The sequence below is a fragment of the Pseudoxanthomonas spadix BD-a59 genome, from assembly GCF_000233915.3.
Lineage (GTDB): Bacteria > Pseudomonadota > Gammaproteobacteria > Xanthomonadales > Xanthomonadaceae > Pseudoxanthomonas_A > Pseudoxanthomonas_A spadix.
On record NC_016147.2, the window covers coordinates 2,366,089 to 2,392,418 of the forward strand.

The 26,330-nt window shown below is 61.5% G+C and carries 24 protein-coding genes; 14 read left to right on the top strand and 10 right to left on the bottom strand.

All coding sequences use genetic code 11. The features are described 5' to 3' along the window. The first annotated feature begins 3 nt into the window (after positions 1-3). The 9 genes from DSC_RS16160 (at position 4) to DSC_RS10695 (ending at position 8,663) form a co-directional block, all read left to right on the top strand. On the top strand, positions 4-255 hold the full coding sequence (locus DSC_RS16160; RefSeq protein WP_083833545.1) for a hypothetical protein: 252 nt from the start codon (positions 4-6) through the stop codon (positions 253-255). A gap of 231 nt (positions 256-486) precedes the next feature. Continuing rightward, a complete protein-coding gene (locus DSC_RS10660; RefSeq protein ID WP_238527640.1) occupies positions 487-1,221 on the top strand; it encodes a helix-turn-helix transcriptional regulator in 735 nt (244 codons plus the stop codon). Then, a complete protein-coding gene (locus DSC_RS10665) occupies positions 1,218-1,838 on the top strand; it encodes a hypothetical protein (RefSeq protein WP_014161180.1) in 621 nt (206 codons plus the stop codon). The genes DSC_RS10660 and DSC_RS10665 overlap by 4 nt, the downstream gene beginning before the upstream one ends. After that, positions 1,835-5,155: a UvrD-helicase domain-containing protein gene (locus DSC_RS10670; protein WP_014161181.1), complete on the top strand. Its 3,321-nt coding sequence runs from the start codon at positions 1,835-1,837 to the stop codon at positions 5,153-5,155. Before DSC_RS10665 ends, DSC_RS10670 begins: the two co-directional genes overlap by 4 nt. Before the next feature lie 102 nt (positions 5,156-5,257). Further along, positions 5,258-5,764, top strand: a complete 507-nt coding sequence (locus DSC_RS10675; RefSeq protein ID WP_014161182.1) for a hypothetical protein — start codon at positions 5,258-5,260, stop codon at positions 5,762-5,764. Further along, positions 5,764-6,234, top strand: a complete 471-nt coding sequence (locus DSC_RS10680; RefSeq protein WP_014161183.1) for a DUF7665 family protein — start codon at positions 5,764-5,766, stop codon at positions 6,232-6,234. The genes DSC_RS10675 and DSC_RS10680 overlap by 1 nt, the downstream gene beginning before the upstream one ends. After that, positions 6,215-6,706, top strand: a complete 492-nt coding sequence (locus DSC_RS10685) for a Mov34/MPN/PAD-1 family protein (RefSeq protein ID WP_014161184.1) — start codon at positions 6,215-6,217, stop codon at positions 6,704-6,706. The genes DSC_RS10680 and DSC_RS10685 overlap by 20 nt, the downstream gene beginning before the upstream one ends. Next, positions 6,703-8,064 (top strand): ThiF family adenylyltransferase, encoded by a 1,362-nt coding sequence (locus tag DSC_RS10690; RefSeq protein ID WP_014161185.1) that lies wholly within the window; start codon positions 6,703-6,705, stop codon positions 8,062-8,064. The genes DSC_RS10685 and DSC_RS10690 overlap by 4 nt, the downstream gene beginning before the upstream one ends. A gap of 8 nt (positions 8,065-8,072) precedes the next feature. Then, on the top strand, positions 8,073-8,663 hold the full coding sequence (locus tag DSC_RS10695; protein ID WP_014161186.1) for a hypothetical protein: 591 nt from the start codon (positions 8,073-8,075) through the stop codon (positions 8,661-8,663). A 30-nt stretch (positions 8,664-8,693) separates the two neighbouring features. On the opposite strand, the gene DSC_RS10700 is transcribed toward DSC_RS10695, so the two are convergent. Continuing rightward, a complete protein-coding gene (locus tag DSC_RS10700; RefSeq protein WP_014161187.1) occupies positions 8,694-9,653 on the bottom strand; it encodes a hypothetical protein in 960 nt (319 codons plus the stop codon). 137 nt (positions 9,654-9,790) lie between these two features. Between DSC_RS10700 and DSC_RS10705 the strand changes: the two genes are divergently transcribed. Further along, complete coding sequence (locus tag DSC_RS10705; protein ID WP_014161188.1) at positions 9,791-10,390, top strand: phage exclusion protein Lit family protein; 600 nt, start codon at positions 9,791-9,793, stop codon at positions 10,388-10,390. Positions 10,391-10,526: 136 nt separating this feature from the next. On the opposite strand, the gene DSC_RS10710 is transcribed toward DSC_RS10705, so the two are convergent. Continuing rightward, positions 10,527-11,009: a hypothetical protein gene (locus tag DSC_RS10710; RefSeq protein ID WP_014161189.1), complete on the bottom strand. Its 483-nt coding sequence runs from the start codon at positions 11,007-11,009 to the stop codon at positions 10,527-10,529. Here DSC_RS10710 and DSC_RS10715 point away from each other — a divergent pair. From DSC_RS10715 to DSC_RS10725, 3 genes are all read left to right on the top strand, one after another. Beyond that, a complete protein-coding gene (locus tag DSC_RS10715) occupies positions 11,008-12,738 on the top strand; it encodes a hypothetical protein (protein WP_158308236.1) in 1,731 nt (576 codons plus the stop codon). The genes DSC_RS10710 and DSC_RS10715 overlap by 2 nt on opposite strands. A gap of 20 nt (positions 12,739-12,758) precedes the next feature. Further along, positions 12,759-13,064, top strand: coding sequence for a hypothetical protein (locus DSC_RS10720; RefSeq protein ID WP_014161191.1), 306 nt, complete (start codon positions 12,759-12,761; stop codon positions 13,062-13,064). Positions 13,065-13,310: 246 nt separating this feature from the next. Continuing rightward, a complete protein-coding gene (locus tag DSC_RS10725; protein WP_014161192.1) occupies positions 13,311-13,736 on the top strand; it encodes a hypothetical protein in 426 nt (141 codons plus the stop codon). A 193-nt stretch (positions 13,737-13,929) separates the two neighbouring features. Here DSC_RS10725 and DSC_RS16670 read toward each other — a convergent pair whose 3' ends face one another. From DSC_RS16670 to DSC_RS10765, 8 genes are all read right to left on the bottom strand, one after another. After that, the gene (locus DSC_RS16670) at positions 13,930-14,796 is read right to left on the bottom strand and encodes a hypothetical protein (RefSeq protein ID WP_238527641.1); all 867 of its coding nucleotides are present in this window, start codon (positions 14,794-14,796) and stop codon (positions 13,930-13,932) included. Between the two features lie 70 nt (positions 14,797-14,866). Then, positions 14,867-15,154 (bottom strand): hypothetical protein, encoded by a 288-nt coding sequence (locus DSC_RS16890; protein ID WP_014161194.1) that lies wholly within the window; start codon positions 15,152-15,154, stop codon positions 14,867-14,869. Between the two features lie 291 nt (positions 15,155-15,445). Continuing rightward, positions 15,446-16,483, bottom strand: coding sequence for a hypothetical protein (locus DSC_RS10740; protein WP_014161195.1), 1,038 nt, complete (start codon positions 16,481-16,483; stop codon positions 15,446-15,448). A gap of 546 nt (positions 16,484-17,029) precedes the next feature. Further along, complete coding sequence (locus DSC_RS10745) at positions 17,030-17,392, bottom strand: hypothetical protein (RefSeq protein WP_014161196.1); 363 nt, start codon at positions 17,390-17,392, stop codon at positions 17,030-17,032. Further along, a complete protein-coding gene (locus DSC_RS10750; RefSeq protein WP_014161197.1) occupies positions 17,392-17,616 on the bottom strand; it encodes a hypothetical protein in 225 nt (74 codons plus the stop codon). Before DSC_RS10750 ends, DSC_RS10745 begins: the two co-directional genes overlap by 1 nt. A gap of 47 nt (positions 17,617-17,663) precedes the next feature. After that, complete coding sequence (locus tag DSC_RS16165; protein WP_083833546.1) at positions 17,664-19,181, bottom strand: J domain-containing protein; 1,518 nt, start codon at positions 19,179-19,181, stop codon at positions 17,664-17,666. Beyond that, positions 19,165-20,643 (bottom strand): DUF2779 domain-containing protein, encoded by a 1,479-nt coding sequence (locus DSC_RS10760; RefSeq protein ID WP_014161199.1) that lies wholly within the window; start codon positions 20,641-20,643, stop codon positions 19,165-19,167. Before DSC_RS10760 ends, DSC_RS16165 begins: the two co-directional genes overlap by 17 nt. Beyond that, on the bottom strand, positions 20,640-21,455 hold the full coding sequence (locus tag DSC_RS10765) for a hypothetical protein (RefSeq protein WP_014161200.1): 816 nt from the start codon (positions 21,453-21,455) through the stop codon (positions 20,640-20,642). The genes DSC_RS10760 and DSC_RS10765 overlap by 4 nt, the downstream gene beginning before the upstream one ends. A gap of 868 nt (positions 21,456-22,323) precedes the next feature. Between DSC_RS10765 and DSC_RS16675 the strand changes: the two genes are divergently transcribed. After that, complete coding sequence (locus tag DSC_RS16675; protein ID WP_158308237.1) at positions 22,324-25,476, top strand: hypothetical protein; 3,153 nt, start codon at positions 22,324-22,326, stop codon at positions 25,474-25,476. Positions 25,477-26,330: the final 854 nt, after the last annotated feature.

The window sequence follows — 26,330 nt, forward strand, 5'->3', positions numbered from 1 at the left end:
GACATGACCAAGAAGAACGAGTCCTCAGGTCCAAAGGTGACGCGCACGGCGTCTTCGGTGCTGCGCGACGGCGGCGCCAGCAAGACCGCCAAGAGCCTCGCGGGCAGCGCCCTCGCCCAGGCGCGCACGACGAAGTCATCCACGGCGACCACGGCCCGAACCGCAGCGAAGGCGCTCAACGACGGTCGAACCCGCGCCAGCACCAAGACCTTGGCCGGCAGCGTGCTCACGCAACGCCCTGGGACGCGTAAGTAGCCGAACAAAACCCCGTCACACCCCGTAGCCGGTACGGCGGCCGGTACCCACCCAGTGCGTCGACCCCCAAACGAACCTGGCGATCCCGAAAACGCGCTCAAGACGGCCCCGGTGCCCCCCCCCTTCGGCGAAGACCCGATTTCCGATTTGCTTCGCGGCCTGCGACTTTCCTACTAGGGGATGTACGCCACGGTGGCGGTGGGGACCCTGCTAACCAAGATGGAAGACGCGATGGACACATCCGAAACAGAATGTCTGGACAACTTGGCGGACCGGGAACTGGTCGAGCGCCTGGGCTGCGCCGACTGGGACGATCCGCTTTTCATCAGCGAGGAGCGGCTCGTACAGCTGTTCCAGGTCGCACGGGCCGCGGGGAACACGACCCGCGTCGGTCTGTTCACCAGCGAGCTGTCGCGGCGGATATCGCGGCGCTCCCTGTCGTTCGCGCTCAAGAACAGCTTGGTTCCCCAGCATTTTTCCGACATCAAGGAGGCCGCCTACGAGCTGTCCGCGTACGTGTGGGAACGCCTGCTCAAGGACAAGAACGCGCAGTTCGCCGCGCGCCGGTTCGGCGTCTTTTTCAAGAACCAGTCGATCTCGTTCTTGCGCTCGATCCTGGCGCAATGTCGCGCGCGGATGGACAGCCTCGAAGAATGGCACCACGTGGAGCGCGAAGAAGACGACGGCGACGGCGACGACGAGGACGGTGGCGGCGATGACGCGGACACCCCTTTGCAGGACGAATGGACGCCGGATCTGGTCCTTGGCCGCGCGCGGGGATTCGAGCAGCTCCATGCCCGCCTGCAGTCCCTGCTCACGCGCAACGAGTATTCGGTCTTCGTGATGTTGTGGCGCCAGCAGATGAAGATCAAGGACATCGCCGCAGCGCTCGGCGTCACCCCGCGCACCATCAACAACTACGAAAGAAGCATCAAAGACAAGATTAACAAGGAGTTCAACGTATGACTTCGCCCAACCGTAATCCCTCGCTCGAGGACGTGTTGGACGCGTTGTTTCAGCAAGACGACGCGCCGACGCCCGAGATGATCGTCCAGGCCTGTCAAGCGCACGCGGAGTATCGCGAGGAGATCTTGGAGTTCTCGGCGCTCTGGATGGCGCAAGACGCCCTGCCCGAACCGGCCGAGTCCGAACTGGAGGTGTCCGACGCTTCCGTCATGCGCCTGCAGAGCCGCGTGCTCAATCAACTGTATTCCCCGCCTGTCCTGGAGGGCGCTGACGCCGTTCGCAAGGCGATCGGGGCGCTGGCCGGGCAACGTCTCAGGTCGGCCGCGCAGACGACCGGCGTAGGCTCGACGGTGCTTCTAAGCAAGATTCTGACGCGGACGATCATCGATCCGCCTCGGGCGGTGCTGGACCGACTCGCGCAATTTTTGAATGTCACAGTGACATTGCTCTCGGAAGAATTGGGGCCCCAGGTGGCGTTGCATCGCAGTTACAGGGCAGCGGACAAGCCGATCGTGACCGCTAGCGAGTCGTGGGAGGACGCGATCCGTGCGCTCGCCGTTGACGAGGCGGAAAAGGCCCGACTGCGGTCGCTGCAGGATCCAGGCCGCAAGTCTTGACACCGTTTCGGCAAGCGCGGCTGGCGGCGCAGCAGTTGCGCGAGCGGCACTGCGGCGAAGCCACGCCAACCAGCATTCGCTCCAGCGACCTGATCGCGCGCATTGCCGCGGTGGACGCCGAGGATTTTGATATCACGCTGGCCCGGCCGGACGATTCGGCGTTGAGCGGGGCCGACGCGGTGCTGGTCCGCGCCTTTCGCCAAATCATTCTCCGCGATGACGTGGACGTACCAGAGAGGGCCTTTCTGGTGGCGCACGAGTTCGGACACTGGGTGCTGCATCCAGAAGAGCAGGAGGGCTGCCGGAAAGTCATCGCCAGCCACCTGGATCCGACCGAGGACGACACCCTCGGCGCCAAGCGCGTCGAAGCGTACGGCGCTCGCGAGCGGGCCGAGCTGCAAGCCAACCTCTTCGCGCGGGAGCTTCTGTTGCCCCACTCCCTGGCACGCGCCCTGTTCCTGGCCGGTCGGACGGCGCGCCAGATTGCGGCGGAGCTCGAACTGCCGCTCGAACTGGTTCGCCAGCAGCTGTTGGATGCCGTCCTGCTGCCGCACGACGCCATCTCGGAGGAAGCGCCCGAGCCGGCCTTGACCCCGACGACCGAGCAACGCGAGGCCGCGCGCTCGGATGCGCGGACCTCCCTGGTCGTCGCCGGACCGGGCACCGGCAAGACCGCCACCTTGCTCATGCGCATTGAGCACCTGCTGGCCAACGGCGCCAAGCCGGCAGAACTGCTGGTCCTGACGTTTTCCAACCGCGCCGCGCGAGAGTTGGTCGACCGCCTCGAGGCCGCAGGAGTGCCCGGCGCGCACGAAATGTGGGTGGGGACCTTTCACGCCTTCGGCCTGGAATTCCTCCGCAAGAACCATGAACGATTCGGGCTGCGACCCGAGTTCAGCGTGGCGGACAAGATGGCGCAGATCGCCCTCCTCGAACCGCACATTTACGGCCTATCCCTTCGGTCGTTCAACCCGCTGGGCGATCCGCTGCCTTGGCTGGATCAGGTCGTCAAGACAATCCAGCGCTCCAAGGACGAACTGCTGGACGCCCAAGCGTTTGAAAAGATGGTGGAAGACAGCGCCGCCAGCAGTGACGCAGACCGGCTTGCCAGAGAGCGCGACGTAGCCACGCTGTACCGCCACTACGAGTCCCTGTTGCGGGCCCATGGCGGGCTCGTCGACTTTGGCGACCTCATCATGTTGCCCGCCAGAGCGCTGGGCTCGGGCATGGGTATGGGCGAATTCCTGCCCAGTGTCGGCCGATTCCGGCACCTGTTGGTCGATGAATACCAGGATGTGAACCGCGCCAGCGCCGAACTGGTGAAGGCGCTCGCGGCGAACGCCGACAGCCTGTGGGTGGTGGGCGATCCGCGTCAGGCGATCTATCGCTTCCGCGGCGCATCGATGCGCAACATCGTTCGCTTCGGGGATGATTTTCCCAAGCACCGCGTGTTTCGACTCAACGGTAACTGGCGCAGCTTTGAGGAAATCGTTCGGCTCGTGGAGCACACCGGCCGCGACGACAACCCGCTGCAGGGCGTGCTTCCGCTGGACGGCGTCGCGCCGATCCGGGGTCAAGGCGGGCTGCGTCCGACACTCGTGAGCTGCGACGACTCCAACATCGCCCATGGCGAACTCGTCTCGCGTGTGCGCCGGCTGCACGCCGAAGGCGTCGCCTATCGCGACCAGGTGATCCTGGCCAGCAGGCACGACACCTGCGATAGCGCGGCGGCGGCCTTGGTGGCCGCCGGCATCCCGGTGCTGCATCTGGGCGACATCTTTCAACGCCCGGAGGTCAAAGACCTGCTGGCGTTGCTGCAATTGTTCGTCGATCGTTCGGGAAGTCCGCTCGTGCGGATCGCGCAATTGCCGGGATTGGCCCTGCCGGGCGAAGACCTGGATCTTCTGCTTGCCCATCTCCGGCGTACCCGCCCCGAGCCCTTGTCTTGGCTCACCGCTCCGCCGATCGGCCTGTCCGTCGCGGGCGTCGCGGCGTTGCAGCGGTGGCGCGACACCTTTGCTGGATTGAGCGCACGCGACTCGCCTTGGGACGTGGCATGCACGGTGCTGTTCGACCGCACCGGATGGCTCGCGGCATACGAAGCGGGCGACGACCTGCAAGCGGTGACGCGACGACTGGCGCTATGGCAGGTCATCTACTACCTGCGCGTTCCTGACGGCGGCCGCGCCTACCAGACCGTGGGCACGTTCCTGACCCGGTTGCGCCGGCGCCTGCGTCTGGCCGAGGACCGCGATCTGCGCATCCCGCCGCCGGAAGCCGAGCGGCTGGATGCAGTGGCTGTGATGACGATCCACCAGAGCAAAGGACTGGAGTTTGAAGCCGTGCACTTGATGGACGTCGACGCCCGCCACTTCGAGCGGTCCGACGACGCAGCCTGGCTGCCCGCAGCGTTTACGCAGTCTGCCGGTGGCGTGGACGAAGCCAAGTCCGAGGCGTCCAACAAGCTTTACGTCGCCCTGTCCCGTGCGCGCTCGCATCTGACCTTGTACGAGGAGAAGAGCTACTACAAGGCGGCGTGCACGCCTACGGTGCAGCGCGCCTCTCACTTGCTCGATCGCGTTGTCGGCAAGCTGGTCCAGGCCGACCACACCTGCACCACGCACCGGACTGCACCAGGACCCTCCTTGCCCGTGGGCCTGAAGGAGTTCGTGACCTACCGCACGTGTCCTCGTCGCTACTACTACGACGAAGTGAGGCAGCTGACGCCCGCGGCGGGATTACACCCGGCCGCACGCATCGAGTCTGCGGTCTTGCGCGAGCTGTTCGTGCCGTACGGAGGCGAGGTTTCGACGCCAGTGAACGACGTTGAACTCGAACTGAGCCGGCTGCCCGAGGACTATGAGGTGGCGAAACCGCACCTGCGGGCGTACGCCGAGCAGCTCTTGCAGGCCGGACGCGCCTGGTCCGGCGCCGACCGCGTGGCGATGGCGCCCCCGGTCGACGTAGTGTGCGACGGGTTGCCCATGCGCGTGACCCCACACCGCATCACGCGCCAAGGCAATGCCGTTACCTTGCACTTTGTGCGCGCGCAGCCGTCCAGCCCGCTGGCCAAGCAGCACAAGGCCATCCGATGGGTGCTGAAACACCTCAATGAAGCCCACCCGCCACTGCGCTTCCAAGGCAGCTTGCATGTGCTGAGCACACGCCAGACCGAGTCCGTCGCCGCGTATGGCTATCTGGTTCCGGACTTCAATTTGACGCGCTTCGCGCAAGCGCTATCGGACGGTCAGTTCAGCGCGGCGCCCAGTTCCTGGGTGTGCCCGGGATGCCGGCACTTCCTGTATTGCCCTGCGTAGCGTCACGCGGCGAATTGGTTTCCGATTTTTGCGATTCACTGCGACTTACTCCTTAAGAGTCACGCAAAAACGCGCGGCTCCAACCCAAAGGAGTAACACCGCATGTCCAGTACCCGTGTCTATGTGCAGTCGGAGCACTTTTCCGACATCAAGCTGGTCGAGATCGACGGCCATGCCACCATCGCCGATCTCAAGCGCGCCGCCCTTGCCCTGCTGCCGCCTGGCACCGACGCCTCGGACCTTTCGCTTTCCATCGAGGACGATGACGCGGACGACGAGGACGCCCCGTCGCCGCGACGTGTCAAGGATCTGAACCCGGGACAAGGCGTGCGCGTCCACCTGCATCGCTGCAAGCACGTGACGGTCGGGGTTCGTTTCGGGGGTCGCACGGAGGAACACCGCTTCCGCCCTGCGACCACGATCGGTCGCATTCGCCAGTGGGCTGGGCGTCAGTTCGGCATGAAGGCCGGCGACATTGCCGAGCACGTCGTGCAGATCGTCGGCTCCAACGAGCAGCCAGACATGGACACCCACGTCGGCGCCCTCGTGCAGCACCCCAACTGCTCCATCGTGTTCGACCTGGTGCCTGCACACCGGATCAACGGCTGATGGCCGCGCAGGTATCGCCGGATGAGCTGTCTTTGCGCGCCGACCTCGCGTCGGCGCGCTTCCTGTCCGGCCAGGATCGGGGACGCTGGCGATTTAACCGGCTCGACTGGCCGTTCGTCTTCGTGGGCGTCTTCGCACCTGACGGGCAGGAGTTCGTGCTCCGGCTCGACTGCAAAGGCTTTCCGACTACCGCGCCGACCGGCGGCTTCTGGGACTTGGAAGGCGATTGTCACCTGGCCGCTGCACGCTGGCCCAGCGGTGGCGAGTGCATGCGCCTGGCCTTCAGGCCTGACTGGAAGAACGGACATGCCCTGTACCTGCCCTGCGACCGGGAGAGCCTGGTCGGTCACGATGCATGGCCGTCTCAGTACCCCCAGCTCATCTGGAAACCGGCGAAGGGGATCTCGCACTACCTGGAAGTCGTCCACGACCTCTTGCAAGGCCACGACGATGTCAGCGCCGCTGCTTGAGCTCCCCCCTGCGTTGTGGGATGCGACCCTCGCGCATCTTCGCCAGCAGGGGGCGGGGGTGCGCGAGAGCGGCGGCTTTCTGCTGGGCAAGGTACAGCGCGACCGGCGCGTCGCGACCCACTTCCTTCCCTACGAACAGCTGCAGCACGACGCCCTGCAGGCGGACTTCGTGCACTTGTCCGCTGCCAGCTTCGGTCGGCTGTGGGACTACTGCGCCGACCACGACCTCGACGTGGTGGCCGACGTGCACACCCATCGTTACGGGGCCGGACAGAGCCGCAGCGACAGCGAGAACCCGATGCTGGCCATCGCCGGTCACCTCGCACTCATCGTTCCCGATTTCGCCCAAGGGCCCGTGCACCTCGAAGAGGTCGGCCTGTACCTGTACCAGGGTACTCATCGCTGGCAGCGCTTTCGCGGCCAGCCTGTCACCACGCTTATCAAGTTCGCTGCGGCGGAGGACACCCCATGAACCAGTTCGATGCCGACTCGATGCACCGCTTGGCCAAGCTGGCGCTTGATGCCGGCGAAGTCACCACGCCCGAAGCAGCGCTTGTCCTGTTCCAGCAGTATCGCGTGCGAATCCACTTGGGCGCGGGCTGGGCGGACACCCTGGCCGGCCAAGCCTGCTTCGTGACGGCGCTTAGCACGGCGTCCCGAGCGTTCCTTGGCGGCGTCGAGGTGGATGGCGACCTCACCCCCCTCCTTCGCGTGCCCCTGTTCGCTGGCCTGCCTGCGGCGCAGGTCGTGCAGGCACTGGGCGGCACAGTGGTCGACATCCCGACCCTGCAGCTTCCATCGCTGCTCATCGGGGACGGTGGGGTATCGCCCAGCACCACGTTCGCCATTCGACCGACGTGGGATGGTTGGTGCGCGCAAATCGCTCCCGTCGGCAGTAGCCACCATCTGACCGCGAACGATGACAACCCCTTGGCGGGCGTTTGCGCCGGCGCATTGGCGGTCAGCGAAGCGTTCTCGCACGTACGCGGGGATTCGCTCGAGGCAGGTAATCGCCGAATCGGCCTGTCCTTGTGGAATCCGTTGGCGATCGCCGACTGGCAGTCGCCCGAATGCCGAGGTCCTCGACTGGCGTATTTGCCCAACGACCTGTGGCTGGTCGGGGTGGGACATTTGGGCCAAGCCTATGTATGGGGGCTGGGGATGCTGCCGTATCCGCCGGATCGACGTCCCCGCCTGGTCCTTCAAGACGTGGACCGGGTCACTACGTCGAACCTGAGTACCTGCCTTCTGGTGGGTGCCGACGATCTCGCGATGCGCAAGACCCGCGTGGTGGCGCGCCGCCTGGAGGCGATCGGCTTTGAAATCGAGCTTGTTGAACGCCGGTTCGGCGCACACCACCACCTACAGCCCGGTGAACCGACGGTCGCCTTGTTTGGCGTAGACAACATCGCCGCGCGGCGCGACCTCGACACGGCCGCATTCGCGCTGGTGGTCGAGGCCGGTCTAGGCAGTGGCTATCGCGACTTCCGCAGCCTGCGGATGCATACACTGCCCGGGCCGCGGCCGGCCAGCGAGCTGTGGCCTGCACAGGCCGCGAGCCAAGGGGTGGCCGCGCTCAATGAGGCGTACCAACAGCTCGCGCACGACAGCGGCGACTTGTGCGGAGTGACGATGCTCGCCACCAAGGCAGTGGCCACGCCGTTCGTGGGCGCGTTCGCCGCGAGCTTGGTCATGGCGGAACTGATGCGGCCCCTGCACGGCGGTGGCATCCACACCAGCGTCGACGTGCAGTTGCATTCCCTCCCGCATCGCCTGGGCGCGCCGATAACACCCCCGAGCATGCGCTGCGCGTTTATTGAGTCCACATAGGCCGACCCATGAAGAAACTTCGCAACAAGCGCCATCAATCCGCGCTCACTGGCCCCATCCCGCTGCCGACGTCCGCGATCGAGCGAAGCTTGCTCCTCCTGCGAGCCTGCGAAGGGGAGCGTGGCGTGGCTTACCTGCTAGGCACGGTCGGCGTGTTCGCCCCGACGACCGTCGCCTTGTTTCTGATCGATCGCCACGCCTACCTAGAGATGGGCTGGAGCCAAACTCTGCTCGTGGTCGGAGCTGTGGGCAGCATGGCCACGGCCTTGCTCATGTGCGGCATCGTGGTCCAGGACTTGGCTGAACGCCGGCAACCGATTCCTTCGGACGAGCGCCAGAGATTGATGCGCAGCACGTTAGTTCTTGGGCCAGTGCTGGCCATGTTCGCGCAGTTCGCGGGCCTGACCATCGCCCTCACCTACCGCATGGCCTTTCCGAGTTACGCCTACACCGTTTTGCTCATTGCTGCGGGAATTGCCATCACTCAAGGCGCCGGCGCATTTTGCACGTGCCTGCACCAGCGAGTGATAACGATGATCCGTCGCCGGGTCCGCACTCGAGGCGGCCTTCTCACCAGGAAGGCCATGGAATCGAATTGAGCGCGATCGGACCGAACGCGATCGGATCGACTATTCCCTGTGGTGCTTTTGGGACATGTGATAGTCGTAGGAACACAGCCCGCCAAGATCTTGATCCTCGACCGACAGTTCCTCGCCACACTGCTCACAATGCGTGTACATCAGCTTGCCACCGCAAGCCAGGCAGACGCTGGCGGCGACGGAAAAACACTCGCGACCGCAGTCAAAGCATGTCGTGAGCGGTGCTTCGCCGCCCTGACTCATCGCCAAGTACATCTCGCTAAAGTGACAGTCCCGCGCCGCGGATTCGGCGAGATATTCAAATTCGTGCATGTTGCCGCAAGACGTGCACTGCAGGGAGACCGTCGCCACGGTTGTTTGCGTCAGGTCGATCGGCTTGAACAGAGCCGAGCCGCAGTCCGGACAGCGCAGATGACGCACAATCGCCGACGCGTAATCCCACTGGACCTCTGCCATCGCCGCAGCCGATGCGGCTTCCTCGCTGCGATAGATCTCCCCGACCGATAGCAACGTTCCCCACGTCGTGGCGCCAAGAACGTCCACCGGTTCGGCGTCGAGGTGCGTCGAAATGAAATCGCGAACGACGAGAAACGTATCGGCGAGTAATTCCTTAATTCTAGGCGTCGGGGTGGCGGTGCAGTAGTGCTCGATGTCGTTTCTCAGCGCCACGATGGCATCGACCCGCTTCCAGTCGACGTCGACCCCCAGCGACTGGAGTCGCTCCTTGATCTGAAAGACATCGACGGTCTTCTTGCCCCGGCCGCGGAAAACGACCGTGCCTTGCGCATCACGCTGTGGCACGAGTTGCTGGCGGATCAGCGCTTCGTCGCTATCGGCCGGCGACAACTCGCGAAGGCGCTCCTTAAGCAGCAACAGGACCCCTGCGGAGACATTTCGCACTGCGGAAAGCGTGCGCCGAGGGTCGGTTGATAGATAGTCTTCAACCCCAATCTGGATTGACTGAATCGCGTTTTCGAGAAGGGTATCCATCGCACGTCATTGTAATGCGCAGCGATCCCATCCAAGCCAAGGGGGCGGCTCAGGCATTGGTCAACTCCGACGATTGTCTGTCAATCTCGCGGGTTCAGGCGCGGCATCTCCACGCCGATTGCCCAAGGTGCACGCTCATGCCCACGTATCAACCGGTGGCCCCGCACATCATTGAGAACATTCTGTTGGGTGCCTGTCCGGAACGCGAGGCGGAGATGCGACAGAGCTGGGAAACGTTCAAGCCGGAGTTCAATTTCCGGGAAGACGCCGTCGGCGCCGCCATCAGCGCCAACGGCAACCGTGTCACCTACGAACTGCGCCACGTGCAGTTCGCGGCACAACGCGATGCACCCCCACTCGCCGTCGAGGAGGAGCGGGCCTGTGATGTGCATGAGCGCTCCATGTTGCTCGACCGCGTGGCCGACTACTGCACGACGACCGGGGAGCCCCACCCGCAGGTACTGAACAAGCGGATCATGGGTCTGGCAACCGCGGCGTTCTGCATTGCCCACGTGGAGCCGGCGGGCCTGCAGGCAGCGATCGCGGATACGCATCCACCCTTGGCCGAGAGATTCAAGGCCCTAGTCTTGGACGCGGCCGCTGCCGACGATGCGGATGGCTGGGTCTATACGGCTTGTCTGCTGATGCATTTGCTCCGCCGGACGAATCGGCTTCCGCCCAGCATGACCTTTGCATCGGCAAAGGAACTTTGCAGGCGGCTCGTCGACTTGCTCTAGGCGCATCGCACGTCATGCGTTGGTGCCTCCGAACTCACTGCGACTTTCGCCATCGTGCTGCACCAAGCGCAGCGCCCTTGAGCAAGGTGCCGCTTCCCGGGCGGGCGCCCTTCGCAGCAGATTGTTCCCGGCTTCGCTACTCGGGGTAAACGAACTCCGCCCGACTGACATCAGGAGTGGGGTGTCCGACGACGAAGCGAATGAAGACGCCGTGGTCGTAACCCAGGTGGCGGCCGTAGGCGCGCAACTTTGTGAGATCACGGTCATCTGGTTCGCGATTGGTGGATTTCTTAAGTTCGAAAACGACGTGGTTTCCACCCGGGCCACGGTGGTGGACGATGATGTCTGGCAACACCGCGCTGCCCTCGTCATCGTCGTTCCCAGAACCGTCGGGGATCATTTTTCGCGCATCGCCATCGCGGTCGTACTCGCAGTCGACGTCCCACCCCGGGAATTGTGCCTCCACGTAGATCGCTAGCCGATGGGAGATGGCGCGCTCACCGACGCGATGGACGAATAGGTACGGATCGCGCGCCAGCAACAGTGCGACGGCCTCAATGACTTTAGCGGCTAGATCGGGATCCCGTGCTGTGCGTCTCAAATCGTTCTGCCACGTCATGTCGCCCTCTCTTGCGAACTTGCCGGCGGTCCTTATCAATCCTGCGCCGATGATGGCCGCTCGCGCGATCGATCGCCGTATTCCCGCAGGAGGGCGGGAGTTGCCCAGCGAAACCACGGAGCGGAAGGGACGCATGAACACACGCCATTTCATTGCGGTCAATCTTGCGTTGCTACTCACGCTCCCCGACGCTTCCGCACAGAACTCGGGTGATATGACCATCGACTACGTCCCGAGCGCCGAGTTGGGGATGGGGTGGAACTCGATTACGGGAAAGCCCACGCACAACCGATGCATCCTGTTCAGGAAGAAACTGGACCCAGGTAGCAGACGCTACGTGGATTTTCGTCGGGTGACGGATAGCGCCATGCTGCAGAGCGCGCTCAATATCTCTGCCGAAGCTAAGGCTAAGGGGGTGTTCGGAAGCGCTGGTGCAAAGGCGTCTTTCAGCCAGACCCAGTCAACCTCGCTCGACACGCTCACGGTGGCCGCGATCGCCACGGTCGTCAACGAGCCGGAAGTTGCGATGGCGAGGGGCGATGAAAATGCGGCCGGCACCATCATGCTTGACGACAAGTTTGCCAAGCTTAGCCGCAGTCACCCCGGTCATTTCTTGACGCAATGCGGGGACTCATTCGTCAAGGAAATCCAGCGCGGTGCCGAAATCGTGGGCACCCTGAATTCCTCAACGACCGAGGAAACCATGAAGTCCGAAGCGATGGCCGAAATTCGGGCCGATTTTACTACATGGGCATTTAATGGTCGGGTGGACACGTCCAGGTTGGAGAAGCGTAAGAAGTACAACTTTCATGTCAACTACCAACAGGTCGGCACGAACGAAACCAAGTTATCCACGACCTATGAAGGGCTCGTTGCGGCCGTCGAGGCATTACCTGAGGCCGCAATTAAAGGGCCAGTTGGGAAGACGATGCGGCTTGAGCGCTACGACATCACCGGAAACTGGGGCGGTGCGGAGGGCGCTACTTGGCTGCAAAAACAATACCTTCCGCTGGTCAACCAATATCTCCGCTATGCATCGCTGGAGAAGGAGATCGCCAATGTCGTCTCGACCCAAGACAAGTACATCCTCGGCTATGGCACAAACTTGCAGTCCGTCAAGGACATGGGGACCGAGCTTCAGGCGAAAACCATCCTACTGAAGAACGCCCTTCAGAAGTGCATCAACTCCAGCAACAGCAAACCAACGTGTTCAATCCCGAAGAGCGCGAGCCTGTCCGATTACGACTATCTGTACCGCATCCCACTGCGGAAAGGCTCATTTCCGCTCGATGCACAACTGCAGAGCGACTTGCAGGCGCTCGAGATCGCAAGAGCCAGCGAGAGGACCACCAGTCCAACCAACACTGAAACTAGGTGCCACCATCGGGAGCCTGTAAGCCGTTTGTGTGTTGGCGAACACCAGGTACGGGTGGCAAATCCAGCCTACGATGCCATCCGCGCGAACATCGAGAGGCTCAAGGGCAACATCACGACAGCGGAGAATCAATACGTCGGTGAATTGCGTAAACAAACGCTCGAGCAGCGCGTGCAATACATCGCGATGAATCGCTGCAGCCTCCAAAGCGAGGATCTCGGATGCCTGACGTACGCCGAAATCGACGCGTACAAGCCACGCATTGACACTCTCATACCAACTCCTGTGTTGCGGTCCACCCTCGAAAGGCGCCTCTCTCCGGAGGAAACCAGGCTCATCCGAAAGTTGGACTAACAACCCCACAGGACGCTTCTATGGCGATCGCGGCAATCAATGTTCTATTGGAAGCAGCGGGCGACACAGTCATGGTTTCAATGTTCAAGGCTGGTCATTGGAGTGTCGCCGGAGACCCCAAAGACGTCTTGCCCGAGGACGAAGGCACCTGGGCCTGGCATCCAACGGTCGGGGTAGAACTCAATGGCGTCGCCGTGACCCTCGTGGCCCTTGCAGGCTTCAATTTCACCACCGCGAAGGTGGGTGACGCCGGCAGGGCGCTCCTGTTCCCTAAGCTCAGGGACGATCTGGGCAGCTTCCGGGTGACTCAGGTCGAGTCCGGGTAATGCCATCTGCGCCCCCCGCTCATTGTGGCTCACCCCATTCCTTGGCCGACGGTCCAGGAAGCTGGGTCCGGCCAACAAGCGGCGCATAACCGGACCCAGCGGGCCGAAACAGATGAACTAGTGGAGGTTCGCTTTGGGTCGGAAGCGGTCCTTGCCGTTCCTTCGCATTGCGCCCGGGGTCGGGCGAAATTACGCGGTATCATCTTGCCCTTTCCGCCACGTGCTCAGCGCCGCAGGATCGATCCGATGACGATGATCACTTGTATCGGAAAAGACGGAATTGAACGCCCCTTCTATGTGCACTTCCGCGATGATCTCAGGGGCGAACGACGCCTGCTCGTGAGCGACACCATCGCGATCGTGGAGGATTTTTTCGATGTCGTTCTCAGGCCCCAGGGGCCGACCCTGCTGCGCGTCGTGTCGATCAATAACTACGGATTGGCAAAGTACACACACAAAGGTATACCCGCCGCCGTGCTTACCCGCGTCGCGCAGCTCTTCAGTTGCCGGATTGAGTCCAGCCCCGCCATGTCGGAAGACCAAAAGGATCGACGGTCTGAGGATGCGACGAGGATGTGGGAAGGCATGGTCCGACGCGGCCAAGCAGAGCGCTACGTCGATCGTGACCAGTTTTTCATCGATCCGCCCAGCGAGACCCCGACCACTGCCTGACGTCCGCTTTCGGCCAGGAGCGGACGCTCAACATATCGCTGCTTGAGTGCGTTGTTTGGCGCCGGATCGGCTTCGGCGCAAAGTTTAGGCGACGCAGCTCGCGAATGCAGCCGCCGCCTCTCTACGAGGACTGCGGAAGACGAGCGTGGGTGCTTCAAATCACTCACAACTGACGGTGTGGGACTAACAGCAATTAGTCCGCGGAAACTTCGGCGTAGAGCGTCTGGAATGTTCCTGCGGAGTTTTGATGCTGCATAGGTCCGCCCCTAAAGCTGATTCGATAAAGCCTACTCGGGGTGCTGTCCGTAGGCTCCCGTAAATAGATGTAGTGGAAGTCTTGTCCAATTACCTCGTATTCGGAGTCAACTTGAGGCTCTTCCAAATCGAACTGTTTAAAGGTCCCGGAACTCTGTCGAATGATTTTCTTCGCATTGAGGGGATGGAGAGTCCTAAATTCCGTCACTTCAACACGCACAGGAATTACACAATTTTGAATTACGACGGAACGCTCTTCCTTTCCGATTGGCGCGACGTAGCGACTAAGGATTCGCGCATGGGGAGCGTCAGCGCTGAGCTTCGGCACGAGCACTATTTCGAGCCTTCCGCCCTCGGCAACTAACATGGCGGCCGTTCGAAGCGACACTGCGATGGCATCCCTTTCATGGGCGAAGACGGCATATGCAGTCCCGGCGCCTGCGAGCCCCGCAATCCCGCTCAGCGACAAATCAGCCACCAGAGGTACTTCAAATCCCGCCGCTTGGCGCTTGAAGTAGTCTCTCAACGATTGTGCTCTGGCCTTGTCGAGCACAACAGTTGAAAGGATCTGAGCTGGTGCAAGGCTCGATCCCTTAAACATGTCCCTAACTTGGAGTTTTACGTAGACATGGCCGTTTGTTGACGCTACCAGCACTGGACCTTCCAGACCAATCGTACGCAGCACGTCGGTAGCGGACGCAGTAGCCGCAGCGCACGAGCCTGAAGCTTTCGCGTACCAATCTAGTTCCTGTGCAGACGAGTAGGGAGGCGCGAACCCGAGCAGCAAAGCAAGCCCTGAAAGCATTATGGATTTACAGCCAAACAAGCTCAGTCCTCGCCCGCGGGATCAAGTTTTCGTTTGCGAAGGTCCATCCTCAGATACTGCGGCGACGGCATGTGTCTGTGATGGCGGATCCTCTTGGGACGGAGCAATAGTCGTAGTATTGATCCTCAGGGATCACAACTTCGTACCGCTGCCCGTAGTCCAAGTCGATGCCTGCAGTCGAACCGACCTGCCCCCCCGTCTTAACGTCGTGCTTGTAAACGATGACGGAGCATCCCTGTTTGTGCTCGCAGGTGAACCCAGCGATCCGATTCGAGGCATCAGCCTCCATGACGACCAGACCAAAAGCGATTCCGAAAAGTACCTGAACGTTCTTCACCGTCAGCTCCTCGTTAGGCTTGCTTCCTCCACAACGAACGTTCACACGATGAGCGGCCAGAAGATCTGCCAGAGCGGCAATTTCACCAGCGAGGGGATGTGAGGGTCGGACCGACGATTTCCCGGGGTCACAACCAGCCTTGCAATGCAGGCTTGGCCCGACCAAGTGGAGGCACTCAAGCGGCCGTTCGAAATGTCCGCTCTGGGTCGGAAGCGGACCTCCTGCGGGCTCAGATAGGGCGGTCGGCTGCCGGTCACGATGTGGGCCTGCGGAACCTTGCACACCGCTGCCTTATCCCTCTCGCGATGTGCGCTCCACGACGACGACCGGAAAGCCCCTATGTGGGTACGTGCCCGAAAGACGGACGCGAAGCTTTCGCAGCGCGGCGAGCAAGGCGCGAGCAACGAGATGGAAGGGGAGCGAATAGAAAGTCGAACTCTTCCGGCGAGGGCCTGTTTCGCTGAACAGGTGGCTAGGCCAGCCGTAGGCCTCGCACACCAGCATGAGTTGGTGACAGAGATCACTCCAGTCCGGAGGCGACGCCGTAGAGGCCAACTTGAAGTCGGTAGCGGCTAAACGCGAGGCGTCGAAGTGGAAAGCCTTGCCCACGCGTTCCACACCGCCCCGCTCGCCCTGGTCTTGCAAAACCGCGAAGAGCAGCTCACCGAGCGAGGCGTTGCACGGCGCGGCATATTCGGCCGGTCCAGCGATCCACCGCGGGCGCCAAGGATGATCCGTTTTGGGCGAGGCGCCGATGTACCACGCATGAGGCTGAGTCGGCCGAGCGCTCTCGCGCAACTCGTATCCCTCCTGTACCCAGTCCTTCGATCCGGAAGTGAAATACAGATTGAATCTGGGCCAACTTGAAATCAGAGCAAGCTCTTTCAGCGTTGAGCTGTTAGGAGTCCGAGGCAACGCGACGATGGGCACAGAAAGTGCGGGCGATTGAGATTCCGCTTGCTTTGCCTGCAGCAGGAGCCCGCGCGCAGAGACGGACGGGTTGGCAGGCTTCGGCAGGAAAACCGTGTCGATGAAAAAGAATGCGGCGTCTCCCAGCTCAGTCTTCTGGGTGATTGGGCTTCCGTGAATATCTTTAATCGGCGGATCGAACTCCGCCATGGGAATTTTGTCTATATAACCGAGGCTGACGGATACCTCTTGGGCAAAGCTAGGTCCACTTCGCACAAAATCGCGGCGGAGCAGTGACTCGAAGGCGCTCCAGAAGGCGGGTGAAAAGAGCACGGCCAGCTGTTTGAGTTCCCCTCCCCCCGTTTTGCCGCGGTAGTGTGCGTCGATCAGATCGTCGATTGCTTCGCTGCTGAAAGCCATCCGGGTTGCTCCGAAGACAGGGCGATGTCCATGCTCGCAAATTTGTAGCCAAGCCACTCACGGCTGAGCCAGATGCGAGCCTCTAAGGTGGCGCTCGCTCTCGGTGAACTTGCGCTTGGCGCCGCCGACACGCGGCGCCACCACGCACCACGCCGACAGTGATGCTGACAGAGCTCGGGTCACGCGAGGTAGCGCTTATACGATTCAGTAGTGCGGCTGTACCCCGCTTCCATCCGCCGCTGAGGTAACGCTCGGCGTACCGGATTGATTGCCAGTACCCGTCTGAGCTGACCGCTTCGCTGCTATTGACCAGGTCCGCTTTCGGCCAGAAGCGGACATTCGCCTAGGGTCCGCTGAAGCCGGCGTCGCGGCGGAAGACTACGGTTGCCTGCTCCGCTACGGTGGCTGCGCCTACGTACTCCGCGCGGTAGATGCGGTCGGAAGGGACTGCCGAAGAAGAACCCGCTGAGACCGGTACGGTTAAGCAGGAAGTTGTACCCGCAACGACGGCGAGTGCGAGCAGGAATGCACAGGCTGCTTTCATGGTCATTGGTCCGCGCGATTGTTCGGCTGGTAAAGCGCCTCGCACTCATCCGACTCGTACACATTCGTCAGCGCCGCCATCTGGCCGCTCACCGTCATTCGATAGAGCGGCACGTCGTCCTGGAACCGCTCGCCCATCTCCATCGCAAATTGCGCGAAGCTGCCGCCGCGGCCTTCCAGCTCCTTCAGCTCGGGCATGACATTCGACAACGCGATATCACCTTGCGTGTCACGCTCCAGCAGCGTCGCGACCTTGCTGCACTTGAAGGCCAGGTACACGCGATCTTCCGGGCTGCTTCCGCAGCCCGATACCAACAACACCGACGCCGTCCCCACCGCGCAGACCCACGTACGAGCCGCCTTCATCAGGAAGGCCGCCTGCGCATGAAGAACGTGGCGAACACCACTAGGGCGAGAACCACGATGACGCCTAGGATCTGGCCGACCGCCGGGAACATGATCGCGGGCCACACCAGCGCACGACCGAAGTTGAATGCCCAGCCGCGGTAAGCGAACGCGCCCCAATTCGCGAGATAGATCCATGACAGAAACGCCATCGCGAAATAGCCACCCATCAAAATCTTCTTCATCTTTTCCCCCTGTTGCCTTGTTGAATCGTAAATGACTGAACCGACTGTCACGCTTGCTCGAACATGCTGACCAGCGCCGCTTCGATGTCTTCGCCGATCTCTTCCAGGAACGCCGCAGCCGCGTGCGCGGGTAAGGCGCGATCGATGGCTTCTTCCGCGAAATACTGCAACTGCACCCGCGCCTCCGCGCTCTGCGGAATGAACGCAGCCGGATCCTTGAGCGAGTCGTGGAATTCCTTGGCGAGATCCCCGCTCGCCCCCCTCAACAGCAGGCCGTAACGGAACCACCGGCGACGGAACTCCATGAAGAAATGCGACTCCTGCAACGCAGCCATCGGGTTGGCCATGCTGCGCAGTGTCTTCTTCTGCTCACCAATGCCTTCGATCTCGATGATGTACGAGAACAGCATGCCCAGCGCCGCCGGCATCACGATCTCGGTCACCTGTTCCTCTTCCAGTCCCGCTTCCGTCTCCAGCAGGTGCCCGGTGAGCGCCATGCCATAGGTGAGCAATTCGAGGCGCAGCATGTCGCTGGACAAGAACGCGCGCTGCGGACTGGAAAGCCCACCCCCGTTGCTTCTTGTCCGCTCCGCCAAAGCCTTCGACACGGGCAGCAGCCCGCTGATCACGGCCAACGGCACCCACGCTTCCCTGCTCTGCGCTTCCCGCAGATCGCGCTGGATTGTCTCGTCTACCTGCGCGTAGAAGCCGTGCCGCAGTCCGGCAAACAAGCGCCCACCGGCGGACGCGCCCGGATCCTGCTGTTCGTTGCGGTTGGCTTGCGCAGGCGCAGCGGCCCCGCACTGCTTCAGATACTTGTCGAACAAGGCGAAGAACGCGCGAACTTCCTTGCTCTCGGGGATGTTCAACTTGGCGATCTCGCGTCCGTTGATGCACACGCGATTGCCTTCCGAGGAGATGTCGTGGATGTGCTCGATCTTGTAGATATCAGGCGACATGAAGAGCGCCTTGAACCGGAGCTCCGTCTCGGTGATCAGGAATCCCTCTTTCGCGCCACCAAAGACGGTGTCGTCGATCAGCGCCACGATCTCCTTCCAGTGGAGTCCATCTCCGTAGCTTTCGATCGCGCCACTGACTTTCTTCATCGGGATGTCGGGCGCGACGAAGATTTTCTCGAACGGCGCACTCGTGGGCTTGCATCCTTGCAGGAACTGCTTCAAGGAGACCACGCTCGCCTGTGAGGGCGCTTGCGGCGGCGGCGGTTGCGGCGGCGGAGATGCAGGGCGCGTCGTGCTGCCGTTGCGGCCGTGGTCTAAGCGAGTGCGCTCCGCCTCGTCCGTCAGGACGGCATAGGCCTCGTTGACTTCTTGCATCTTGCTCGTCGTCCAAGCCTGCGTCTCCGCATCCGACTGCTGGTAGCGGTCCGGGTGGTACTGACTGCGGCGACCCTTGTACGCCAGTTCGATCTCTTCGCGCCCCGCGTTGGGTCGCACACCCAGGATGTCGTAATAATCCTTTGCGGACACGTCTTTCCCCTCAAACTTCCGTTGCCATGTCCATTGCCGCGCCAACTTCGGCGGGCGTTTTTCAGTCGTCAAACGCATGCGCCAACCGCACCATCGCCCAGGTATCGCGATGGCAGTACGCCAGCAACCCTTCCCTCAGGCGCTCCCTTTCCAACGCGTCAGTCGCAGGATCGATGGCTCGCAGATAGGCCATCTGCGCGTCTTCGCCGCCCGCGACGTCGAGCTGAGCGTAATCCAGTTCCGACGCCACTGTGGGCAGCACGGACTTGATGGACCACGAGCCGCGCTGGTCGCGGTGGTAGTAGTGCTTTCGATACAGCGGCAGAAGGTCCACCATCCTGGCGACGATGGCGTTCAATGCGTCCGCATGCTGCGGGAACATCTCCGCGAGCTCGCGGAGGCGCGTTGCCTCGAAGGCCTGGTTGTAGACGATGATCGATGCAGCACCGTCGACGGCCGGGATCAGCGCCTCGACGAACGCCTGGAGGCACGAGTTGCCCGAGACGTCCAGGAACTCCTGGTGCGCGAAGACTCCCGGTTGCAGTTCCATGTGACACGAGAACTGGAACGGCAGCTGCTGGAACGGACGTGTGCCGAGCCAGCGCGGCACGACGAAGGCGATGGATTCGAAATCCAGGTACGCACGCGGATACGGAATGTCGGCAAGCAGCGCTGGCAGCTCCGGCGAGACGTACGTCTTGCCAGTGCGCGTGACCTCGGCGACGCGTTGGTGCGTCGGCGACAGGAGCGCGGCATCGGGCACGTCACGCAGGTCCGTGTATCCGGCATCGGCCAAACGGCCCGCGAACTTGCCGGCGCGTGGCAACAAGGTCACCGGGTATTCCGGACCCGGCGGTTCGCCGGCGCTGCAATGCGACTGGAAGGGGCAGCCGTAGGGCGTCGTGCAGTGCTCGCCCCTTGCGATCGCAGGTTGCGTGTCCTGGACGACGCGCTTGAGCGTGTCGACGATGCCCCGGATCTTCGGCTGCAGTGCGTCGACATGGCGCGTGATGTCCACCAGCGACAACAGGCCCGTGTAGTCGCCCGGCAAGCGATAGACGAAGCTGGAATCCACGTGCCCGAGTTGGATCCGCGCCACGCGGCGCCCTGCCCCGCGCGCTACCCAAGTCTGGATTGCGCAATCCCAGAGATGTTCTTCCTTGACCGACGTGGTCGACTTGATTTCGATCAGCGCGTCGCCTGCGGGATCGCATTCGAAGGCATCCACGCGCACGCGCACGCCATTGTGTGCGAAGGCGGGTTCGAACAGCCGCGGATTGTCAGTGCGCGCGTCGCCCAGTAGCGCGTTCGTTTGTGCAAGCGCTTCGTCCGCATGCAGATGATCCGCCGCGATGAGGTGCCCGCCTCCGAGCAGATCACGTGCGAGGTCGCCGAAGCGCGTGCCTTCATCCAGCCGCGCCTGCGCAGCGCCCGACCACTGCAGCGCATCGCGCTGGTGGATCTCCAGCCAGAGGCGCTTGTGGCATTGACGACCGGATTGGATGCGGGACTTGGAGAGCCAATGGCGCGGCGGGGTCATGCCTCGACCTTGGGCGACGTGAAAGCCTGCACGGTGGCTGACCTAGTGGAGCGCGTGTCGGTCAGTAGCACGGCGCCGTAAACCGCTTGCCACGACAGCTTCTTCCAGCCCTTGGGCGAGGCCTTCTTGGCGTTGGAGACCAGGACGAACTTCGCTCCGTCGTATCCAAGAAGGTTCTGAAAGATGCGCTGCTGCAGTTCCATCTGGCGCATCGTGAACGTCGTCGCCCCGACGGCGCTGTACTTGCCTTCGGGCGACTCCAGCTTCGCCTCGATGCAGACAATGCGATCGCAGCCGAGGTCCAGCACGAGGTCGGGCTTGGCGTTGAAGGCCCACTTCAGGGCGCAGGCGAGTTCGGCGAAGTTCCGCCCCTTTGCTTCCCACGCGCTGAAACGCCGATCGCTCCATCGCGACGGCATCTGAATGTCCGTTTTCGAAGCCGCGCGAGGCCGATCGCCGACGAAGAAGCGGTTGAACGCCTCGCAGTCGACGTCGATGCCAGGCAGGAACGTCGCATCCCCGAGCAGAGAAATGATGGCCTCGCGAAGGCGCGCGTTGTGCGCTGCCCGATCGTGTTCGCCCCGCTTCGAAGCGACCGCCCATAGGTCGCGCAGGCAGGCGTACTCGAAGTAGACGCGCACGTCGGAGGCGTCGACGTTGTCCTCGTCGATCAGCGCGAGGAAGCGCGCGAGGCAGGCGTCGTCCAACAACAGGTGGTACAGCACGGCCGCGAAGTTGCGCTCTTCGCGGCAGTAGTGAACGTAGGGATCATCGACGCCGAGCAAGGCGCGGATGTTGTGGCGTTTGTCCATGGGTCAGTTGCCCCGGCGCGGACGGGCCGGCGCTTGATTGCTGCACGTGATCTCGGCCATTTGTTCCCTCCCCCAAGGGCGAATTGGCTAGTTTGGGGACTTTAGGGGCGGCGGCGACGGCGTGTCCATGCGATAAATTCTGACTTCCAGACACGCGGTCACGGATGAAATTTGGTAGCAGGCCTGGCGATCTCCTGCTTCGCGTTACTCTTGTGCAGGGGAAATTCAACAGTGTCATCAAATCTGCCGACGACCAGTCGGCCACGATCGCCGAGCTCGAGCGAATCGCTGCATCGAAAGCGCCGGAAGCCAAACGCGCCGCGGAGGAACTGCGCATCCGCCAGGCGGGCATCAGGGGCGAGCGCGAGTCGGCCTACCTCATCGACTTCGAGTTTGCTTATCGCGCGACTGGGCGGTCATCCACGACCTCCGGATCGAATACGAAGGCCGCACGGCGCAGATCGCACGGCGCAGATGGGCGTTCAACCGCTCCACCTCGGGAGCCTGTGATTAGGTTCGAAGTGCGAAGATGTGTGGCTTTTCCGGCGGACTCTATCGCTTAGCGCCACGCCATATCGGCCGCGATGCGGAGCCGCTGCGCGGTGCTCTTCTGCGCCACGTCGGTTACGAGCGAGCGAGGTGGCGCGTGTTCAACAGATTCGGCGTTTTAAGTCGGCGAGTTCAACTGGATGTCCGCTTTGGGTCGAAAGCGGTCACTCGGCCGCGGCGCGGCAAATGGGGAGGCGTTCCGCTATCGGCCAAGAGCAGGCGTTCGGGAAGACTTAACGCTTCAGTAACTAGCGAGGCTGGCCGATCACCTGTGGAAAGGCCGTAGCGTTAGGAGACCTTTGTCTGCCGGGTAGAGGGAATGCGCACCCTTGGACTAGCGTTGATCTTGGCGGCTCTGGGACAGGTCTTATGTGTTCATGAGGCCGTGGCTCTGGAGCAGAGCAAAGCGAAAGCTTCAGAGGTACTTCAAGAGGCAGTTTGGCGAGCTCATTTCGTCGAACGCCTCGGCCGCGATCCGGCGCTTCTCGCAGAGAGCGTTCTGAATCGAGAAAGTTCAACCGCGTTTAATCGCGGATCGGCCGCCATTCGCGATTGGTATCCGTCCAGCGGAACTCGAGCCGTCGATTCGCACTTCATGAATGCGGTTCGGAAAGAGCTTGCCATTATCCCGGCGAGCGCTTCGCTAGATCGAGGAGCTATCGGGGTGGCTGTCGAGGGTGCACTACTCCGAAACCCGGAGTTGCTACCAACCGCTGTGACAAGCGCATGGGAGTTGGCAAGGACCAAGCCTATGGAATCAGTGGATTCCATGATGGGGGTCTTGTCGCCCGAATCGAAAGCCATGTTTGAACGCCTGATACCCGCGGGTCAACGTTCCGAATTGGGCTACATAGCTGCACTCGCAGCTACCTCCTACGCATCTTTCTCGGGTCGCGCAAATACGGTACTAACAGACTCGGTGGGGGCTGCTACGGAACGCCTCACGGCGGGGCGCGAGGGAGCAATCAACCAAGCGCACCGCGACGTAACCTCGCTGTATACCGCGTTCCAAGTGACCGCGACGTTGGCGCGATTTGTGGACCCGAAGCTGGCCCAGAACATCGCGGCGATGAGCAAGCCCGTGATGACAATCTATACAGAAGGCGCCTCGATGATTGCCGCCGGTGCCATTTCGGCGACCGGAGTGGGTGCGATCGCGATTGCCGCGCTGTCAATCGCCGACTCTTTCGGAAAAAAGGACGACTCCAATGAGCAGTTGATGGCTTTCATGCAGGCGGTGCTCCAATCGCTATCCGAAGTCTTGAAGCAAGTTGCAGAGCTGCGATCCGAAGTGGCCTCAGTGCACGCGGAAGTGAGTGCCTTGCGCTACCAAGTCGATCTGCTGTCGCGAAGCCAGGCCGCAGGTTTCGAAAGCATTCTGTCCGAGATAACTAGGCTGAGCTCGCAAATAGAGCAATTGGCCAAAAGCCAACAAGCGGGATTGCAAGGGGTCCTTCGCTACGACTTGGATAAGGAGATTGCCTTGTTGGCTGACTACTCCAGCGATCGAGCTCGAGGCGAGAGTGTAGACAGACGAGCAGTCCGCGATCGTCTAGTTGCAATTAAAACGTTCGCAAGCACCACGGTAACTCAGCCACCATTCACTGGCTATCAGTCGTTGGACGAATCTTGGGAGGGGACAATTTCCACCGGCCGAACCCTTTCTAGCGAAGAAGCTTGGCTTCATCTTAATGCAGCGAAAGACGTTCGCTATCGAACGAAGAATCCGATTCACAGCGCGGCGTTCATCGATGGAGTATGGGGATTCGTAGATTCTGCCATCGCACTAAAAGAGTTCGCTGGGGATACCAGCGCGGAGATCGATGCTATGTGCTCCGTTGCTCGCAGCGTATGTAGTGACAGAGTCAGGATTCGTGTCGCAACCCCGGCAATTCTCCGCGAATACTCTCAAGTTGCAAGAGATCTCAATGACGCAATCAACAGATTTCTGACGCCGTACCGAGAGGTGACCGCGCAGACTGGTCATTACTCAGCGCACCCTGGCTACCAGGTGCCAGAGGGAAACGTCCAGTTCATCAAGATGCTAGGTGATCACACCCGAGATCTTGTCGTCGCGAACGAAATCTATCCAGTAGGCGCAAGTTCCCCCAATTGTATGATTTGGCGACGCGTGGTTCGTCCGAGAATCCAGACCGACGGTGGGATCGAGGCGCCACAGTATTCGATTGACCCCGTTTTCAATATTCCCATTGTCGACAAATCTGTGTCAGAGAACAGCCGCGATCGATTGACTCATGCAGTCCATCTCCAAGGATCTGAGCCACGCGCTATAGAGGTCATCGGTGCTAAGCGACGCTGCCTGGATGTCCCTGTTGGCGATGCAGATTTGCATACGTTCGTCGAGACACCTGCCGAGCGAGCTAAATGGTTCGTTGTTTCAGACGATGCGAAAATATGGAATCCCGACGAGGCCGGAAACCGCGCTGCTCGCAAGGCTTTGAGCGAGCAGCTATTCGATGAAAGGCGCACAGACGCATTTATTTTGGGGGTGTTGCCATGGGAAGGCGGCAAGTCTGAATTTACCGACACGGGGGGAGAAAAGGTATTTGTTCGCCACGTTTCCACGGGATTCGGATCGGAGGCGGAGTACAGATTCGGCGGATGCATTTTTTGGCGCCACGGCTTTGGATGGGGTGAAAAGGCACTCCAGATGTTTCCTGGGCTAAACCCGAAAAGCGTTGCCCTTGCAACGGAATTTCGAATGGCGTGTGCGGACTGGCCAGAGGTCATAAACGCCGAGGCAAACGGTGAAAGTATATTTAGCTACGTGGAAGGCCACTCTTTTCTGCGCGAAGAGCCGCTCTACCCGAGCACGGTATCGGAGCTGTGGGAGCAGGACTCAGGAGGCTGGCTTGGCAGGAGCGTGAGTTCGCCAGGGTGGCGAGAGCTTTCGACTGATTCGAACGAGGATCGACAGCCGGAGAGGCTGGGCGCATTTCGCAATGTATTGGCTTCCAGGAACAGGCAGCTTTCGGATGAAATGATTGTTGCGTGGGCCAATGCGATCAGGTCGAAGGATTCAGGGCTTAAGAGTCTTCTCGATAGGTTGGATCACTTGGCGCCGATCGCAGGCGCAGCTTATGCCGCGAATTATCAGCAATGTGAGAATCGTGTAGAGGTTGAGCACCTTACTTCGGACGATGCCGAGCTCTTGCGTGCACCGCAATCAAGATCGAACGTATGGTGGGCCTTGCCAGGGCACGCCTTAGAAATTGCTGCCTCGTCTGACGAGCTGCTTGAGCTTAACGAACGGTTAGTAGTTGCTCACAAGGAGAGTTCGAGACTTGCGTCGAGCGCCGACGCGTGGAAGTCGAGCTGCGCTTTTGAGTCAGGACTTGAGGTCGTGTTTCAGCTACTAAGCGGGGCCGCCGAAAGGGAAGGACTGGCACCTAGATCGTGTGAGTGTGAACTTGATGTTGCGCCCCGTTCTCTGCAGAGCGGATCTCACTGACAGTGGCAGTATCGAACTGGAGAATTCACATGATTCGAATTTCAGCAGGAATCGCAGCTATCTTCTTTGCGACGAGTGGCGTTGCCTCGGAGCAGCAGGAGTACGTTGTCCGCTATACCCCCTCGGATGGCATCTGCTCGGTCGTGCGAACTGATGCATTGAAGATAGGCCAGGAACTAGTTGGTGCCGCAAATCTCGCGACAGCCTGCGAGCAGGCTCGAAGAAAACACAAGCCTGAGAAAACGGAGCCGTGCTCGGGGTACCTGCCGGACTCCCACGCGATCTGCAAGACTGTGCAGATCGAACTGCCAACGAGATCGCCAGCCCCCTAGCGTGTCCGCAGCTTCTTGCACGGGCCAGACCTCAAGCGCCAGCCCCCTATCGCCAAGCCGACACCGCTTCGCAGTGCGGCTTACTCAGAGGGCTGGGCCCAAGTCCGCTTTGGGTCGTTGGCGGTCAGGCGGGACTACGCAAGCAAGGCCATGACCTAGTGATCGGTCTTCCGATCAAGTAACGCTCTCGCGGCGTCCTCTAGACTCTTCGCCCACGCCTTGATTTCTGAGTGAGGAATGATCCTGCCGGCTCGAACATCGTCCAGGCCCGCCTTGATTCGCAGGTGCCTGTCTTTCTCGGCCTCTGGTTGGAACACCTCGTTCATCGCGTCCCGTCTTATTTGTAGCGAGCAGCCTACATCCGGTGGACGTACGGAGCACTGGGTCCGCTTCCGGCCATCAGCGGACTCCTGAAAAAAGCCGATCTGTAAGCCGTAAGTTCGACGGCTAGCGCCTCAATTGGGCGATCAAAGCCTGAATCTCCTCCACTCGCCACATAGCGATCCCGCCGTGCTTGATAGC

Excerpts from the sequence above, each read along its gene's own strand:
- DSC_RS16160 (WP_083833545.1), top strand. The coding sequence starts at position 4 with ATGACCAAGAAGAACGAGTCCTCAGGTCCAAAGGTGACGCGCACGGCG.
- DSC_RS10660 (WP_238527640.1), top strand. The coding sequence starts at position 487 with ATGGACACATCCGAAACAGAATGTCTGGACAACTTGGCGGACCGGGAA.
- DSC_RS10665 (WP_014161180.1), top strand. The coding sequence starts at position 1,218 with ATGACTTCGCCCAACCGTAATCCCTCGCTCGAGGACGTGTTGGACGCG.
- DSC_RS10675 (WP_014161182.1), top strand. The coding sequence starts at position 5,258 with ATGTCCAGTACCCGTGTCTATGTGCAGTCGGAGCACTTTTCCGACATC.
- DSC_RS10680 (WP_014161183.1), top strand. The coding sequence starts at position 5,764 with ATGGCCGCGCAGGTATCGCCGGATGAGCTGTCTTTGCGCGCCGACCTC.
- DSC_RS10685 (WP_014161184.1), top strand. The coding sequence starts at position 6,215 with ATGTCAGCGCCGCTGCTTGAGCTCCCCCCTGCGTTGTGGGATGCGACC.
- DSC_RS10690 (WP_014161185.1), top strand. The coding sequence starts at position 6,703 with ATGAACCAGTTCGATGCCGACTCGATGCACCGCTTGGCCAAGCTGGCG.
- DSC_RS10695 (WP_014161186.1), top strand. The coding sequence starts at position 8,073 with ATGAAGAAACTTCGCAACAAGCGCCATCAATCCGCGCTCACTGGCCCC.
- DSC_RS10700 (WP_014161187.1), bottom strand. The coding sequence starts at position 9,653 with ATGGATACCCTTCTCGAAAACGCGATTCAGTCAATCCAGATTGGGGTT.
- DSC_RS10705 (WP_014161188.1), top strand. The coding sequence starts at position 9,791 with ATGCCCACGTATCAACCGGTGGCCCCGCACATCATTGAGAACATTCTG.
- DSC_RS10715 (WP_158308236.1), top strand. The coding sequence starts at position 11,008 with ATGTCGCCCTCTCTTGCGAACTTGCCGGCGGTCCTTATCAATCCTGCG.
- DSC_RS10710 (WP_014161189.1), bottom strand. The coding sequence starts at position 11,009 with ATGACGTGGCAGAACGATTTGAGACGCACAGCACGGGATCCCGATCTA.
- DSC_RS10720 (WP_014161191.1), top strand. The coding sequence starts at position 12,759 with ATGGCGATCGCGGCAATCAATGTTCTATTGGAAGCAGCGGGCGACACA.
- DSC_RS10725 (WP_014161192.1), top strand. The coding sequence starts at position 13,311 with ATGACGATGATCACTTGTATCGGAAAAGACGGAATTGAACGCCCCTTC.
- DSC_RS16670 (WP_238527641.1), bottom strand. The coding sequence starts at position 14,796 with ATGCTTTCAGGGCTTGCTTTGCTGCTCGGGTTCGCGCCTCCCTACTCG.
- DSC_RS10740 (WP_014161195.1), bottom strand. The coding sequence starts at position 16,483 with ATGGCTTTCAGCAGCGAAGCAATCGACGATCTGATCGACGCACACTAC.
- DSC_RS10745 (WP_014161196.1), bottom strand. The coding sequence starts at position 17,392 with ATGAAGGCGGCTCGTACGTGGGTCTGCGCGGTGGGGACGGCGTCGGTG.
- DSC_RS10750 (WP_014161197.1), bottom strand. The coding sequence starts at position 17,616 with ATGAAGAAGATTTTGATGGGTGGCTATTTCGCGATGGCGTTTCTGTCA.
- DSC_RS16165 (WP_083833546.1), bottom strand. The coding sequence starts at position 19,181 with ATGCGTTTGACGACTGAAAAACGCCCGCCGAAGTTGGCGCGGCAATGG.
- DSC_RS10760 (WP_014161199.1), bottom strand. The coding sequence starts at position 20,643 with ATGACCCCGCCGCGCCATTGGCTCTCCAAGTCCCGCATCCAATCCGGT.
- DSC_RS10765 (WP_014161200.1), bottom strand. The coding sequence starts at position 21,455 with ATGGACAAACGCCACAACATCCGCGCCTTGCTCGGCGTCGATGATCCC.
- DSC_RS16675 (WP_158308237.1), top strand. The coding sequence starts at position 22,324 with ATGCGCACCCTTGGACTAGCGTTGATCTTGGCGGCTCTGGGACAGGTC.